Source organism: Streptomyces sp. NPDC006294, from assembly GCF_042870895.1.
Taxonomy (GTDB): Bacteria; Actinomycetota; Actinomycetes; order Streptomycetales; family Streptomycetaceae; genus Streptomyces.
Genome location: NZ_JBIAHV010000020.1, coordinates 105,919 through 119,893, shown reverse-complemented (window position 1 = coordinate 119,893; position 13,975 = coordinate 105,919). Strand labels below are relative to the sequence as shown.

Here is a 13,975-nt window from a genome sequence, read left to right as displayed (position 1 = left end):
TTGGCCTGCCGGAGCTGGAATCCCCACCTTTGCAGCGTGGGAGCGCTCCCACGTTTTGGTTTCGGACGGGACTTTAAGAGTCCGCGACGCCCCTGACAACCCGTTCGGCATCGATCGCGTCGAAGGGAATTCAAAGGAGCAGGTCAGCGGGCACATCGAGTTTCAACCGCAACTCCAGCGGAGACGGCGGTGATTCGGGAGCGCCCTGAAACGATCTCTGCCCGTCCGCCCTCAGAGGTGCCGCCCGCCTGGACGTACCGGGCCGCCGTGGGCTGTGTCCTCCTTCGGCAGCCGCTGCTTCACGGGATACGTCGGCGGCGACGACGATCCCGGTGCGCCCAGGTGGCCAACCGGCCTGCCCGCATCGGGCCCGCCTCCTTCCGCACCGCCGGGCCCGCCCACCCCGGCGCCCTCCCCGATACCCGACGGGGCGTCTGCGAGCCGCCGCACCGTTCGGCCGGGGCAGGGGACGTCCGGTCGCCCGACCGGCCGAGAACCGGCAGCAGTGAACAGCGAGGGCTCCGTCTGCTCGGCCGGCTCGAAGTCCTCGAAGCCGGCCACCGCCGGCCGGGTGGCCGACCGCGACGCGTGCGCCGTGACGTTGTCCATGCCCACGTAGACCACCCGCTCGCCACCCGAGCGACTGCCCAGCAGCACCATGGGCGGCCCCGCGTCGGCGAGCATGCCGGGCAGGACGTCCTCGGCCCGCACCGAGATCCGCTGCACCCCGTCGACCCGGCCTCCGCGCACGTACTCCACGAGCCGCTGCCGCTCGTCGTCCGTGCGGACGAGGGAGACACCGACGCCTTGTTGATCACTCGGGAGGCCGTGCCCCGCCGTGCTCCCGCGCGGGCGGCCACTTCCTCCAGCGCCGGTGCGCCCGAACTGCGCCTCAGGATACTGACACCCCCAAGAGCCCCTGATCTTGCGGCCGTCGAGCGCTCGGCCGATCCTCCGCAGTCGGCCGGTACGCCTCCGCGGCCGGGCCACGGTAGGGCGACCCGAACGAAATCCGCCCCTGCTCGGCAGCGGGAACTCCGCTCGCCAGGAGCCCTGGCGACCCCAAGGCACATGCCAGGAAGACGAGTTGAACGCGCATCCTTGTACAGCGGGTCCTGTCCGGGCCGTTGACGGCTCGGCACTCCAGCCACAAGTATGACCCCCGCTCCATGGGAGCGCTCCCACGCTCGAGCCTCCGCCCTGACCGGGCTTCGTCGGCCGAGATCTGCCCACGGAGCGCTCCCAGCGACTCCTTCCGACCCGCACGAGGAGGAACACTGTGAAACGCCTCTTGGCCTTGATCGCGACCGGCGCGACAGCCCTCGGACTCATGGCCCTGTCGAGCCCCCCGGCGGCGGCCGCCGCCGGCTGCACGGTCGACTACACCGTCACCAGCCAGTGGCAGGGCGGCTTCCAGGGCGGGGTGAGGATCACCAACCTGGGAGAACCCGTCAACGGGTGGACACTCGAGTTCGCCATGCCCGACGCCGGGCAGAAGGTCGTCCAGGGCTGGAACGCCACCTGGTCGCAGTCCGGTTCGACGGTCGCCGCCACCAACGTCGACTGGAACCGCACGCTGGGCACCGGCGCGTCGACCGACCTGGGCTTCGTGGGCTCCTTCACGGGCGCCAACCCGCAGCCGACGGCGTTCACGCTCAACGGCGTCGCCTGCACGGGTGCGGTCACGGACCCGCCGACCGACCCCCCGACGGACCCGCCGACCGACCCGCCCGCGGGCGGCACCCCCGTGGACGTCAACGGAAAGCTGCACGTCTGCGGCGTGCACCTGTGCAACCAGTACAACCGCCCCGTCCAGCTCCGCGGCATGAGCACGCACGGCATCCAGTGGTTCAGCAAGTGCTACAACAACGCGTCCCTCGACGCGCTGGTCGACGACTGGAAGTCGGACCTGTTCCGGGTCGCCATGTACGTGCAGGAAGGCGGCTACGAGACCGACCCGGCCGGCTTCACCAGCCGCGTGAACAGCCTCGTCGACATGGCCGAGGCCAGGGGCATGTACGCGATGATCGACTTCCACACCCTGACGCCGGGCGACCCGAACTACAACCTCGACCGGGCGAAGACCTTCTTCGCGTCCGTCGCGGCCCGCAACGCCGACAAGAAGAACGTGATCTATGAGATCGCCAACGAGCCCAACGGCGTGAGCTGGACGTCGATCAAGAACTACGCCGAGCAGGTCATCCCGGTGATCCGGGCCGCCGACCCGGACGCTGTCATCATCGTCGGCACCCGCGGCTGGTCCTCGCTGGGCGTCTCGGACGGCTCCAACGAGAGCGAGATCGTCAACAACCCCGTCAACGCCACCAACATCATGTACGCGTTCCACTTCTACGCCGCGAGCCACAAGGACGACTACCGCGCCACGGTGAACCGGGCGGCTTCGCAACTGCCGCTCTTCGTCACGGAGTTCGGCACGGTAAGCGCCACGGGCGGTGGAACGATGGACCGGGCGAGCACCACGGCCTGGCTGGACCTGCTCGATCAGCTGAAGATCGGCTACGCGAACTGGACCTACTCCGACGCACCCGAGTCCAGCGCGGCACTGCGCCCCGGCACCTGCAACGGCAGCGACTACAGCAGCAGCGGCGTGCTGACGGAGTCGGGGGCACTGATCAAGAGCCGGATCAGCAGCCCCGACAACTTCCCCACCAGCTGACCCCTGACGGGGCTCCGGCCGACCCGGAGCCCCGTCCCTGCAGCTCGAAAGCGCTCCGACGACGTCCAAGCGGCGGGAAGAACACCGCCAGCCCGACGAACGAGCGACTGCCGCCCTCCCGGCGTGAACCCGCTTCTCGCGCGCAGGCGGCCTTCAAGGAAGAAGCCAGGGGTCGATGCCGCTGTGCGCGGTGCGGCGCACCGGGCACTCGAGGAACCGCCGGTGCCCACCCCTCGGCGATACGCCATTCTCCCTCGACGACCTGCTGGACGGCCGGTGGCAGATGTCGCTCGGCGACGCCGGCCTCTCGGACCAGAACGTGGACGACATCGGCCGGGCACCACGGCCGTTGGCCGAGGTCCGCGACCAGTGGGTGCCGGTCGACAAAGGCACCGCCCGCCGTGCCGCAGGCCGCAGCATCGGCCCGATCTCGTCCGCCCAGGCCCTCCGCGCGTCCCTGACCGGGCACATCGACATCGACGGGCAGGCCGTGCCGTGCGATCACGCAGGAGGTCGTCACTCCGGTGTCGTCGTCGGCGAGGGGCCGTCCACGCCCCCGCAAGGACCGACGGCCACCGCCCCGGACGCCCGGGAATTCGCGCCGAATCGGTGTGCTGCGGCACAAGCTCTTCGGCATCCGCCGGGGCCTGATGAAGTCACCCACGGCGCATTCTCAGCCCCACTGGCCCGCCCTACCGTTTTCGCTTGAGTCAACGACTGAATGATCAGGCCGGCGCCAGTTGGGGGAAATGCAATGGCCCCGCCATCCGAACTTCTGGACCGCACACGGGACACCCGGGTCTGCGAGCGCATTCTGGACCTGCTCGAAAACGAAGGCGCACGATTCCGGCTGTTGCTCCATCAGCCGGAGGGCCGTACCGATGTCGCGAGCAGACTGCGCGGGCATCCGCTGCGCCAGGCGGCCAAGTGCATCGTGGTCCGCGTCAAGTTGTCGAAGCGGACCAGCCGCTACATTCTCGCCGTCGTTCCCGGCGATCGGCTGGTGGATCTGGAGGGGCTCCGGCTCCGCTACGGCGGCAAGGACGCCTCCTTCGCCCAGAGGGAGACCGCCGAGCAGCTGACGGGCGCGGTGTGCGGCTCGATCACCCCGTTCTCGTTCCACCCCGATCTCGAATTGGTGGTGGATTGGGAACTCCTGCAGCAGGAAGAGATCTTCTTCAATGCCGCACGGCTCGACCTCTCCGTCGCACTGAACTCCGACGACTACGTCTCGATCGCCGTGCCGCACATCGCGCCGGTCGCCATGAACGCCTCGACGAACCTTGACGAACAGGAGTGGAAACAATGACGATTCTGGACTCCGCAGCCACCGCCCCGGTGAAGCACGCCGCCATTCGGCCGCCGCACGCCTGGGGAAACGAGCCGGGTGAATTCCTACGAGCGCTCGAATCCCCTTGGTACGGACTGATAGCCGACCTTCAGGATCTGCTGCACACGACAACGGCCTCGTACGCCGCCTCGCGCGGCCTCAAGGCGCTCTACCTGCCGCTGACCGTCCGCACCATCACCTGACCGTCCGGCCTGGGCAGCGACTCGGAGCCGGTCCCGGTCACGGTGAACGAGGTCGACACCTATCTGCCGGACTCCAGCCAGTTCGTGCTCGAGTACGGCATGCGCCTGGCCCCGGGCGGCTGCTACAACATCATGCCGTCGTTCCGCGGCGAGACGCCGGACGAGACCCACCTCAACCAGTACAGCCACAGCGAGGCGGAGATCCCCGGCGGCATCGACGATCTGATCGACTACGTCGAGGGCTATGTGAAGGCGCTCGCCAAGGCGGCCCTGGAGACGTACGGCGACCGCATCGCGCCGGCCGCGGGCGACACCTCCCATCTGAGCCGTATGGCCGGCCACCAGGGGCACTTCCCGCGGATCACGTTCGAGGAGGCTGTGATCCTCCTCAAGGGCGAGGAGGGCTGGTCCGCGACGAGGGCTCCTGGCGCACGCTCACCCGCAGGGGCGAGCACAAGCTGATGGAGATCGTCAGCGAGTTCATGTGGGTCACGCACTTCGATCACCTGTCCGTGCCCTTCTACCAGGCCTTCGGCGACGAGGAGCAGCGCACCGCGGCCAACGCGGACCTGTTCTTCGGCATGGGCGAAGTGGTCGGCTCCGGCGAGCGGCACGCGGACAGCGAGCAGATGCGCAAGGCGCTCGCGATGCACGACGTCCCCGAGCGGGACTACGCCTGGTACGCCGAAATGAAGGAACGGCTGCCCATGCGCACCTCCGGTTTCGGGATGGGCCTGGAGCGCTTCCTCATGTGGGTCCTCAACCACCATGACATCCGGGACATTCCGCTGATCTCGCGGGTGGACGAGGACAAGAAGTGGCCGCAGAGCGTCCACCGGCCGTGATCCGCACCGACGTCGCGCCAGGGGGTGTCCGGTGGATCGGGGCCGGACACCCCCTGGAGAGCCCGCGTGCCGCAGCCGGTCGGCGGGCCGCGTCCGCATGCCTTCCGTCTGCATGCCTATCGAGGAGCGTGCCATGGGCGTCTATCTGAACCGCAACTTCCTGCTGTCCTACGTCGCGTCGTTCATCTCGCTGTTCGGCTCGAAGCTGCTGATGATCTCGTACGTGGCCTTCGTCTACGGCGAGACCGGCAGCGCGACGCTCGCGTCGGTCGTCTTCGCCGCGGACTGGACCGCGAATCTCTTCGTCGGCCTCCTGGCCACCCGGTACATCGACCGGGCCGATGCGCGCAGAACGCTCATACTGCTCAATGCGGTGGCCGCCGCCTTCACGCTGCTGTTCCTGGTGGCGCTGTCGCCGGACCAATTCGCGCTCGCGGTGGGGATCGTCTTCGCCCGTGCCCTGCTCAACAGCGCGGTGAACGCGGCCCGGGTGAAGGCGCTGGTGCAGTTCTTCGACGAGGAGCAGACCGACACCTATTCGACGGTGTTCAACTCCAGTCTCTTCCTGGCCATCGCCGCGGCCGGCGCGGTGGGCAGCATCGCGCTGCGGTTCATCGATCTGTCCACGATCGTGCTCGTCGACGTGGGCACCTTCCTGCTGGCGGCCGCTCTGTTCTCGCTGGTGCGGCCCAACACTCGGCGGATCGCGGCGGCCCGGCGGGCGAGCGCCGGAGTGAAGGAGAACGTGTTCGGCAATGTGCGCTCCGCCGCCGTCATCATCGCGCACAGCCCGGTGATCTCGTCCGCCGTCTTCTACATCGTGCTCTCGGTCACGGTGCTCCAGGCGACGTACGAGGTGCTGATCACGGCGGTGCCGGAACTCTGGTTCGACATGGGCCGATCCGGTATGGCGGTCTTCTTCACCACCGAGTGGCTCGCGGTGTTCGCGGGCGTCTTCGTCTACCAGTATCTGAGCCGCCGCGGGATGGTGCCGGAGAGGGTGCAGGGGCGCGCCACCGTGGCCGTCGTCGGCTTCGCCGCGCTCATGTACGCGGTGCTGCCGCTGGCGCAGGGCAGTCTCGGGCTCGCGCTCACCGTCTTCGTGCTGCTGGTGTTCGCCGGAGAGATCGCCTGGGCGCACCACTACAAGCGGCTGATCGCGCACTCCCCCGACGCCAAGGTGTCCTCGGTCGTCGGCCTGGTGACGGCGGTGTACTACAGCCTGATGGCGCTGTCCGGCGTGGTCTTCTCGCTGGGCATGGACACCCTGGGCGTCGAGTGGGCCATCGGCCTCGACGTCGGCGTTCTCGTGCTGCTCGTCGCCGGCTGGGAGCTGATCGCCCGGCGGCAGCGGGAGCGGCTGCGTGCCGCCGGGGACGCGCCGGACACGGACTTCGTACTCGCGGCCGGTGCGGCGCCCGCCCGGCCGCTCGCATCGGTGAGCGCCGCCAGGCCGGGGCGCTCCACAGAGGAGGAACTGGCATGACCGCTGCCGAGCTGGCCCCTGTCCACACGGCCGTGTTCATCGGCACCCGCGGGCTGGAGGCTTTCGACCCCGCGCTCTTCGAGGACCCGGCGGCGGTGCGGCTCGTCGGGATCTTTTCCGACCTCGACATCGGCCACCTCACGGACGCCCAGCGGGACTGGTTCGCCGAGGTCCATGTCGTGCCGGCCCTGGAGGCGGACCCGTCGCCGCTGATGACCGTGCAGATCGACGTGGACGCGGGCAGGGAGCTCGTCGCCGGGCTGCTGCGCGGCACGTCGGCCGAGCGGCTGACGGTCCACACCTATGCGGAGCAGAACGTGCTGGGCGCGGCGGAGATCCGGCAGCGGCTCGGCCTCAGGGGCCCGTACCCCGCCGAGGTGATCCCCTTCCTCGACAAGCTGGAGATGAAGCGCCGGGTGGCCGGCGCGGGCGTCCGGGCGCCGGCCTTCGGCGCCTGGGAGCCGAAACGCCACCGGGCAGGCGCGCGGGCGCACTTCGACCACATCGCCGACGCTGTCGGGCTGCCGTTCGTGCTCAAGCCCACCGACTCCGCAGGGTCCATCGGTGTCGTCACCATCGGCGGCTGGGACGACTTCGCGGCGCTTCCCGCGGACGGCGACCTCGGACGGGACTACGAGTACGAGGAGTTCGTCGACGGCCGGATCTACAGCGTCAACATCATCTCCGCACAGGGCAGAACCGTGTTCGCCGGAGTCACCGAGTATCTGGTGAACTCGGCCGACGTGGCCGGGGGCCGGGTCAATGCCGACATCAACCTCCTCGACGACGATCCGCACGTGGCCCGCATGGTGGCGTTCGCGGGCCGGGCGCTCGACGCGCTGGGCAGGCCGGACGGCGCGTCGCATCTGGAGCTGTTCCTCACCGGGGACGACGAGCTGGTCTTCCTGGAGGTCGGGGCACGCTTCAAGGGGATGTCGGGGCTCGCGGCGATGCAGCGCCACTACGGTCAGGCGCTGGTCAATGTGGCGTTCGGTATCGAGAGCGGTATCCGCAGCCGGCCGTGGGAGGGCGAGCAGGTGTACTGCTTCGACGCGTGCATGCCACTGCGCGCGGGGGTCGTCGAGGACTGTGTGGCCCCGGAGATCGGCAGCGAGTACGAGATGCGCTGGACGGTCCGGCCGGGCGATCGGGTCGAGGGGACCTCGGATCTGGTGACCGTGGGCGGGACGTTCCTGGTGTGGAACCGGGACTTCGAGGGCCTGTACCGGGACTTCAAGCTGCTGGCGGGCTATCAGCCGTTCACGTACGCGTAGTCGGGGCGGGTGGCCCGCTGTTCGTCCGGCCGTCGGTGCGTCGGACCTGGGCGATCATCCGGTCGGCCGCGGGCCGTGCTCGGTGGGGTGGCGGACCGTTCAGGCAGTGGTCGAGGAGTGCGTGCATGCGGGGGCTGGGAGGGACGGGTCGGCCGCGGCGCCCTCTGCGGTGCCGGGGCGGCGAGGAGGTCCGCCAGGGTTTCCGGCGTCAGGCTCAGGTTGGCCGCGGCGGCCCGGGCACCGACTCGTCGGAATCTTCCACCGGGGGTTCGCGCAGGGCGGGATCGGCTGCGGCCAGGGCCGCGTACTGCGGGATCCGCGTGGCCGGTGAGGTGGGTCGCGTTCGTCGGCGGGACCGGCTCTCAGCCGGTACGACTAGTTACTCCATCAGGGGCGGGCCGGCCACTTTCGCCCGCGGTCCTCGTTGGCCGGTCGAAGCGCGGCCGCGGGCCCTGACGGCCGGGTCCGCGGCGTCCGTCGGCCGCGTGCGCGCGGCGATGTCCTCGTCGAAAGCGAATGACAGTGCCCGAACAGCTCGTCCGTACGCTGCGTCATCAGGGCTACGCCTACGGCTATCGCGTGGTTCCACATTCCAGGCCGGAGCTGGCGCCGGTGCTGCTGCTCGGGGGCGCGTTCCAGGACATGTACTCCTGGCGGCGGCACGAGGCGCTGCTCGGCCGGACCGCCACCCTCGTCACCGTCGATCTCCCCGGGTGGGGCAGCGCCGACCGGTTGCCCCCGCGGATGGGGACGGACTATCTGGCCGACGCCGCCCACCGGGTCGTCGCGGAGGCGGGGCTGGGGCCGTGTCATGTGGTGGGCGCGTCCTTCGGGGCGCTGATCGCGCAGCGGTTGGCACAGCGCCACCCCGGCGCGGTGGCCTCGCTCGCGCTCAGCGGAATCGCGGACTCGATGACGGCCGAGCAAGCGGCGGAGTTGACGGAACAGACCGCGCTGCTGTCGGCCGGCGCTGCCGGGGAGTTCGCCGAGCGGGCGACCGCCTCCCTGAGCCCCCGCGACCGGACGCGGACCGTGCGCCGGGCCGAGCCGGTGCGGCGCCTGCTGACCTCCGAGTTCGCCCACTGTTCCCCGGACGCCCGGGCGAAGATGGTCGACAACCTCTGGCGCCTGCAGAACGCGCGCATGCTGCACCCGGACCCCGTCCCGGACGTGCCCGCGGTCCTGTTCACCGGGGAGCACGACACGATCACGCCGCCCGAGCACGGGCGCCGACTGGCCGCCGCCTACCCACGCGGCCGATGCGTCGTCGTCACCGAGGCCGACCACTGCGTGCACCTCCAGCGGGATGGCGAGTACTGCCGTCTGCTGCTGACGCACTTCGGCGGCGGCGACGTCCGCGAGCTGCCGTTCTGCCGGACGCCTCGGTCGGCCGAGCCGGTACTCGCACCTCCGTCGACCGGTGCCCGGGCATGAGGGGCGGGCGACGCCCTGTGCGGCCACACCCCGGCTGGGGGTCCTGCTCGCGCGGGGGCGCGAAGCCGTCGGTCCCACTGACCTCAGCCGGCTGCGTACAGCGGTGATGGCGAACTCAGGCGGCAGCGTGCCTCGGGACGGAGGCCGGCGTTGTGCGCGAGACCGGGTGGGAGGCTGGATCGCCCACCGGAACGGGGTGCTCGCGTGGGGCACAGACTGTCCGGCCGGCCGAGCGGCGAACTCGCGTGCAGATCCATGGCAGTGGCTGTCGACGCGCGAGGTGGGGCCCGACCGCAGGCAAGTTCCGTGAACCGGCGCGCTTCTGCGAGGTCGAAAGCGGTCCGGGTCGCTGGAAGGATCACGCAGAGCAAACGGGTGACGTGCCCAGCCGACGGCCGGGCTGTCGCTGCCGCATCCTCCGAGGTCGTGAGGACACGGGCCGGTCCGGGACCGTCGCGGTGCCCGCCGGGGCTGTGCAGGTCGGCTCTCCCCGCGGAGCGGCGAGCCGGGTTCTCTGTCGTCCATGCGGCTGGAACATCGCGTTTGTGAACACGCTGCGGGCGTGCGAGCGCACGCATCGGGCACAAGGCATGGCAACGCAAAAGCGAACACCCCGACACAGGTGGGAGCGCACATGGACAGCACAGGCACCACCCCCGTCCCCGTAACGCCCGCACCGACCGTGGTGCGTGGCGCCAGCGCCGCCGGTATCCACCGGGCCCGCGAAGCCGCCCGCGCCTTCACCGCCCGGCTCCATCCGCCGCCCGACCAGGCCCTGACCGACACCCTCGCCCTGGTGGTCTGCGAACTCGTCACCAACGCGCTGCGCCACGGCGGCGGCCGGTACACCCTCCGGCTCTCCGCCGGCCCGCACAGCGTGACCGCCTCGGTCAGCGACCCCAGCCCCGCGCTTCCCCGCGGGCGTACGGCGGACCTGACAGGCGCCCGAGGCGGCTTCGGCTGGCACATGGTCCGCCGCCTCACCAGCCATCTGGCCATCACACGCACTCCCGCACCCGGCAAGACCATCCACGCCCGGCTCCCGCGATGATTCGGGAACCGGAGAGTCCTCCAGTACCGGGTGGTGTCGAGGCACGCCCCGTGGCGATCAGCAAAGGAGGCTCAACCAGGCGGTGCCACGGCGAGGTCGCCTCGAGGAACGACGGGGGCTTGACTTCTCCGGACAAGCACGTCGGCCGACCTGCCGGAAACAACACAAGAGGCGGCCCGGGCTCCCGCCCGGCTCTTCGTGTGTCAGGCGGCCGTCCCGCCCGCGTTGCGGATCAAGTGCTGGAGCACCTTCACCGTGGTGACGTAGTCCGCGTCGTCGATGCCCGCGTGGAGGACGGCGCGGATCGCGGGAGCGTTGCGCGCGAGGTCGACGCGGGCCCGCTCCCCCTCCTCGGTGAGCCAGAGCCGGTCGTCGGCGTCCCGGGCCAGCCATCCGCGCTCCAGGAGCACCTGTGCCTCCGCCGCCAGATCGTCCTCGGGCCGGATGTAGGAGGTCATGGCCTGCTGCAGCTCGGACAGGGTCATGCCCTCACCGTCCGGCGAGATGTCGTTCTCCGACAGGTTGCGCAGCAGCCAGAACTGGGGCTGGGTGTAGCCCCTTTCGGCCTGCTGGGCCCGGGTGTACGCGATGAGCGCCTCGTGGGCGACACCGGTCCAGTATGCGGCGGGCTGTCCGGCAAGTTCGGCGTCGGCGATCTGCTGGGTCGTCATGGGAGGTCCCCTCTGTGCGGAGCCTGCACACCGTGCAGGTCATGGGGAGACCGTAGAACCTCAAGCGCGCTTGAGGACAAGCGACTGGGCTTCCGGACCCCGCTCCCGAGGGCAGACCAGAAGTCCCGCCCCGGCCCGCCTCCGCAGCGTCGTCCGACACCGTCCTGACCGGACGTCCTCCTCGTCAGTTCAGGAGTGCGGCAGGGCGGCCGGCGATACCGGGCAGGACGAGCGCGCCGCCGATCAGCTGGATGAGCGCCGCCCACCAGCCGGCCACTCTCCTACCGAGGGCGCCTGGCCGTGGGGCCCGCCGAGGACGTCGAAGAGGGTTGCGGCTCCGTGGCAGACGAACAGCAGGCCGACCACGGTGCGGAACGGGCCGAGAGCCTGCGTTGCGTACCTTGCTTCCACAGAGTTGCCCTTTCGTCGGGGTGAGCCAGGGGCGGGCCGGCCGCCGGCAGTGCGGGGCCGGCGGCCGTGCGGGGCGGCGAGCCCCGGGTTCCGTCAGCTCGTGAGAGTCCACTTCTGGCTGTCCCAGCCGCCGCAGTCCCACAGGTGCAGGCGGGCGCCGTCGGCCGTGCTCTGGCGCTCCATGTCGAGGCAGCGGCCGGACTTGAGGTTCTTCAGGGTGCCACCTGCCTGGAAGGTCCACTTCTGGCTGTCCCAGCCGCCGCAGTCCCACAGGTGGGCCCTGGTCCCGTTGGCGGTGTAGCCGCCTTCGACGTCCAGGCACTTGCCGCCGGACTTGAGCTGCCGGCCGTCGAGCGTCCAGGTCATCGAGGGAGTGGTGGCGCAGGACCACTGCTGGATCGCGGTGCCGTCGGCCGTGCCGGCGCCTGCGCGGTCGACGCACTTGGAGGTCGCGCCGTTGACGATCTTTCCGCCGGTGACCGGGTCGGGGTTGTTGTCGCCGGGGCCCCAGGCGTTCCAGTTGTCCCAGGTCTCGGCGTCGAAGCCGAGCCGGCCGAGCTTGTCGGCGGCCCAGTTGGTGCCGGACTTGTTGATCGCGGTGCCGCCGACGGTGTAGTTCTCCAGCTTGAGTCCGCGGCTGTCACGGGTCTCGTTGCCGAGCGTCACCTTCTGCCCGGCGGAGTTGGTGTACCGCTTGAGGAGGCTGACCTGTGGGGCGGCGTCCAGCTGACTCCACGCATCGATCTTGAGGTTCTTGACGTGGATGTTCTCGGTGCTGGAGAGGGCGAAGACGCGGATGGCGCAGTTCGTCATGCCCTCGACGGTGATGTTCTCGAACGTCATGTTCTTCACCCACGTGCTCGGGTCGGCCTTGGCGGTCGAGTCCATGTCCTGCCAGTGCGAGGAGGAGTTGAGGATGCAGGTGTTGTACTTGACGTCCTTCCAGTACATCCGGTTGTGGATGACGTGCGTGTTCCTCACTCGGACGTTGTCGATGCTGCGCGGGGTCCAGCCCCACTGGATGACGGGACCGTTCTCGTTCTTCCAGATGACGGTGTTATCGATGTCGACGTCGCTGTGGTACATCTTCAGCACGTCGTCGTTGGCGTTGAAGAACGTGTTCTTCATGGTGCTGCCGCGGTAGAGCTCGATACCGTCGGTCTGCCAGTACCAGGAGCCGACCTGCTTGTAGTTGTCGACCCGCATCTGGAACGTCTGCTCGTTGCCGTAGACGACGAACGAGTGGTACGGCGGTTCGTTGATCGTCACGCCCTGCAGGTCGAGATACTGCTGGGCGTCGGCGGACTGGAACTGGAGCATCTTCACGCAGGAGGCGTGGCAGTTCGACGCGCCGCTGAGGTGGTCGTAGTCGTTGTTGGTATCCGCCTCGTAGACGTACTGCTCACCGGAGAGCACTCCGTACCCGGTGACCTTGTACCGGCTCCGGTTGTCGTGGAAGAAGCGGAAGGCTCCCTTCACGTAGGCGCCGGGGGCGAGGTGGACCCACTTGACGTTCGGCGGGAGAACAGCGTGGTACTTCGATCCCATGGTGTAGGTGCCCGGGCGGAAGTAGATGATCTCCTGGCTGATGTCGTTCAGGTTGGCGACCCGGCCGGGCTCGGGATAGTGGATGCTCCCCGACGCGGCGGTGGGGATCAGCCGCTCCTTCTCCGCTCCGGCCGGCGCCGGCTCCGCGAAGATCATCATGGAGTTGCGGGGCTCGGTGTGGATGGCCCGCCGGCCGCTCCCGCCCTGGTCGGTGAGCTTGCCGGCGCCGTTGGCGGGGCCGGACATGTCGTTGTAGGACGTGTACAGCTGCGGGTCGAACTCCACGGAGAACCGGTAGCCCTTGGCGTCGTAGGGCACCTTGACGCGCACGGTCTTGTTGTCGACCAGTTCCTTGGCGAGGTTCAGACTGCTCGGCTTGATCTTGACCTGGTCGGCTGAGGAGACTCTCTGGCCGGAGCGCAGGGTGACGTCGACCCACACGCCGGTCGTGTACTGGAAGGACGTCCAGCTCATGGTGAGGTTCGCGCCCGAGGAGAACTCGGCGCCGTCCTCCTTGGTGTAGCCGATCTTGCCCTTCCCGCTGCGCGGGATGCTCATGTAGGCGAACGAGTCGTACTTGGTCCCCGGCGCGGCCTCGGTGGCGACCTTGACGTCGTAGAACGACGAACGCCGGACCTTGTCGTTCGCCACCGGGCTGGTGGTGTTGAACTCCTGGTTCTCGTGCCACCACGTCTGCAGCTGTGCGCTGTCGGCTGTGGTCGCCGAGTCGCCTGCCGTACGGGGAGCGGCGGCCTTCGGAGCCTTGGCGGGCCCTGGCCCGGGCGCCGCCGTGGCGGGTGCGACGACGCCGGCGAGCGACAGGGCGAGCCCGACGGCGATCGCCGCCGGCCTGGCGAGTCGTTGCGGTCTTGCTGCGGGCATTGAGGAGCCTCTCCTTCGTCACAGGGGACGTGGCCCGGCGGCGCGCGGCCGGAGGCAGTTGTGCCGGGCCGGCGGCCTTGCGGTTGCGCGAGTCGTCGGCAGGCGTGCCATGTCTGCGCAGGCAGGACGCCAGTGCACGGCTGCTGCCGGCCGGGAACACGTG

Annotated in this window: 12 protein-coding genes and 2 pseudogenes; 10 read left to right on the top strand and 4 right to left on the bottom strand. The window is 69.7% G+C overall.

Going from position 1 to position 13,975, the window contains the following annotated elements:
* Positions 1-553 precede the first annotated feature (553 nt).
* Positions 554-899 (bottom strand): annotated as a pseudogene (locus ACFYOP_RS29445) (LacI family transcriptional regulator); the annotation flags it as partial.
* A 380-nt stretch (positions 900-1,279) separates the two neighbouring features.
* Between ACFYOP_RS29445 and ACFYOP_RS29440 the strand changes: the two are divergent.
* The 10 genes from ACFYOP_RS29440 to ACFYOP_RS29395 all read left to right on the top strand — a co-directional run bounded on the left by ACFYOP_RS29440 (position 1,280) and on the right by ACFYOP_RS29395 (position 10,300).
* Entirely contained in the window at positions 1,280-2,677 is a 1,398-nt protein-coding gene (locus ACFYOP_RS29440; RefSeq protein ID WP_356896566.1) for a cellulase family glycosylhydrolase, read from the top strand.
* A gap of 175 nt (positions 2,678-2,852) precedes the next feature.
* Positions 2,853-3,386: an SNF2 helicase-associated domain-containing protein gene (locus ACFYOP_RS29435; protein ID WP_356896568.1), complete on the top strand. Its 534-nt coding sequence runs from the start codon at positions 2,853-2,855 to the stop codon at positions 3,384-3,386.
* A 45-nt stretch (positions 3,387-3,431) separates the two neighbouring features.
* Positions 3,432-3,986 (top strand): YbaK/EbsC family protein, encoded by a 555-nt coding sequence (locus tag ACFYOP_RS29430; RefSeq protein ID WP_356896570.1) that lies wholly within the window; start codon positions 3,432-3,434, stop codon positions 3,984-3,986.
* The gene (locus tag ACFYOP_RS29425) at positions 3,983-4,210 is read left to right on the top strand and encodes a hypothetical protein (protein WP_356896572.1); all 228 of its coding nucleotides are present in this window, start codon (positions 3,983-3,985) and stop codon (positions 4,208-4,210) included. The genes ACFYOP_RS29430 and ACFYOP_RS29425 overlap by 4 nt, the downstream gene beginning before the upstream one ends.
* Positions 4,211-4,252: 42 nt before the next feature.
* The gene (locus tag ACFYOP_RS29420; protein WP_356896574.1) at positions 4,253-4,672 is read left to right on the top strand and encodes an amino acid--tRNA ligase-related protein; all 420 of its coding nucleotides are present in this window, start codon (positions 4,253-4,255) and stop codon (positions 4,670-4,672) included.
* Positions 4,672-5,055, top strand: a complete 384-nt coding sequence (locus ACFYOP_RS29415; protein ID WP_356896576.1) for an amino acid--tRNA ligase-related protein — start codon at positions 4,672-4,674, stop codon at positions 5,053-5,055. The genes ACFYOP_RS29420 and ACFYOP_RS29415 overlap by 1 nt, the downstream gene beginning before the upstream one ends.
* 133 nt (positions 5,056-5,188) lie before the next feature.
* Positions 5,189-6,541: an MFS transporter gene (locus tag ACFYOP_RS29410; RefSeq protein WP_356896578.1), complete on the top strand. Its 1,353-nt coding sequence runs from the start codon at positions 5,189-5,191 to the stop codon at positions 6,539-6,541.
* Entirely contained in the window at positions 6,538-7,815 is a 1,278-nt protein-coding gene (locus ACFYOP_RS29405) for an ATP-grasp domain-containing protein (protein ID WP_356896580.1), read from the top strand. Before ACFYOP_RS29410 ends, ACFYOP_RS29405 begins: the two co-directional genes overlap by 4 nt.
* 516 nt (positions 7,816-8,331) lie before the next feature.
* Positions 8,332-9,249, top strand: coding sequence for an alpha/beta fold hydrolase (locus ACFYOP_RS29400; RefSeq protein ID WP_356896582.1), 918 nt, complete (start codon positions 8,332-8,334; stop codon positions 9,247-9,249).
* Between the two features lie 634 nt (positions 9,250-9,883).
* On the top strand, positions 9,884-10,300 hold the full coding sequence (locus ACFYOP_RS29395; protein WP_356896584.1) for an ATP-binding protein: 417 nt from the start codon (positions 9,884-9,886) through the stop codon (positions 10,298-10,300).
* Between the two features lie 203 nt (positions 10,301-10,503).
* Here ACFYOP_RS29395 and ACFYOP_RS29390 read toward each other — a convergent pair whose 3' ends face one another.
* The 3 genes and pseudogenes from ACFYOP_RS29390 to ACFYOP_RS29380 all read right to left on the bottom strand — a co-directional run bounded on the left by ACFYOP_RS29390 (position 10,504) and on the right by ACFYOP_RS29380 (position 13,812).
* The gene (locus ACFYOP_RS29390) at positions 10,504-10,971 is read right to left on the bottom strand and encodes a MarR family winged helix-turn-helix transcriptional regulator (protein ID WP_356896586.1); all 468 of its coding nucleotides are present in this window, start codon (positions 10,969-10,971) and stop codon (positions 10,504-10,506) included.
* A 190-nt stretch (positions 10,972-11,161) separates the two neighbouring features.
* Positions 11,162-11,382, bottom strand: a pseudogene (locus ACFYOP_RS29385) (DoxX family membrane protein); the annotation flags it as partial.
* Positions 11,383-11,475: 93 nt separating this feature from the next.
* Positions 11,476-13,812: a family 49 glycosyl hydrolase gene (locus tag ACFYOP_RS29380; RefSeq protein WP_356896588.1), complete on the bottom strand. Its 2,337-nt coding sequence runs from the start codon at positions 13,810-13,812 to the stop codon at positions 11,476-11,478.
* Positions 13,813-13,975 lie beyond the last annotated feature (163 nt).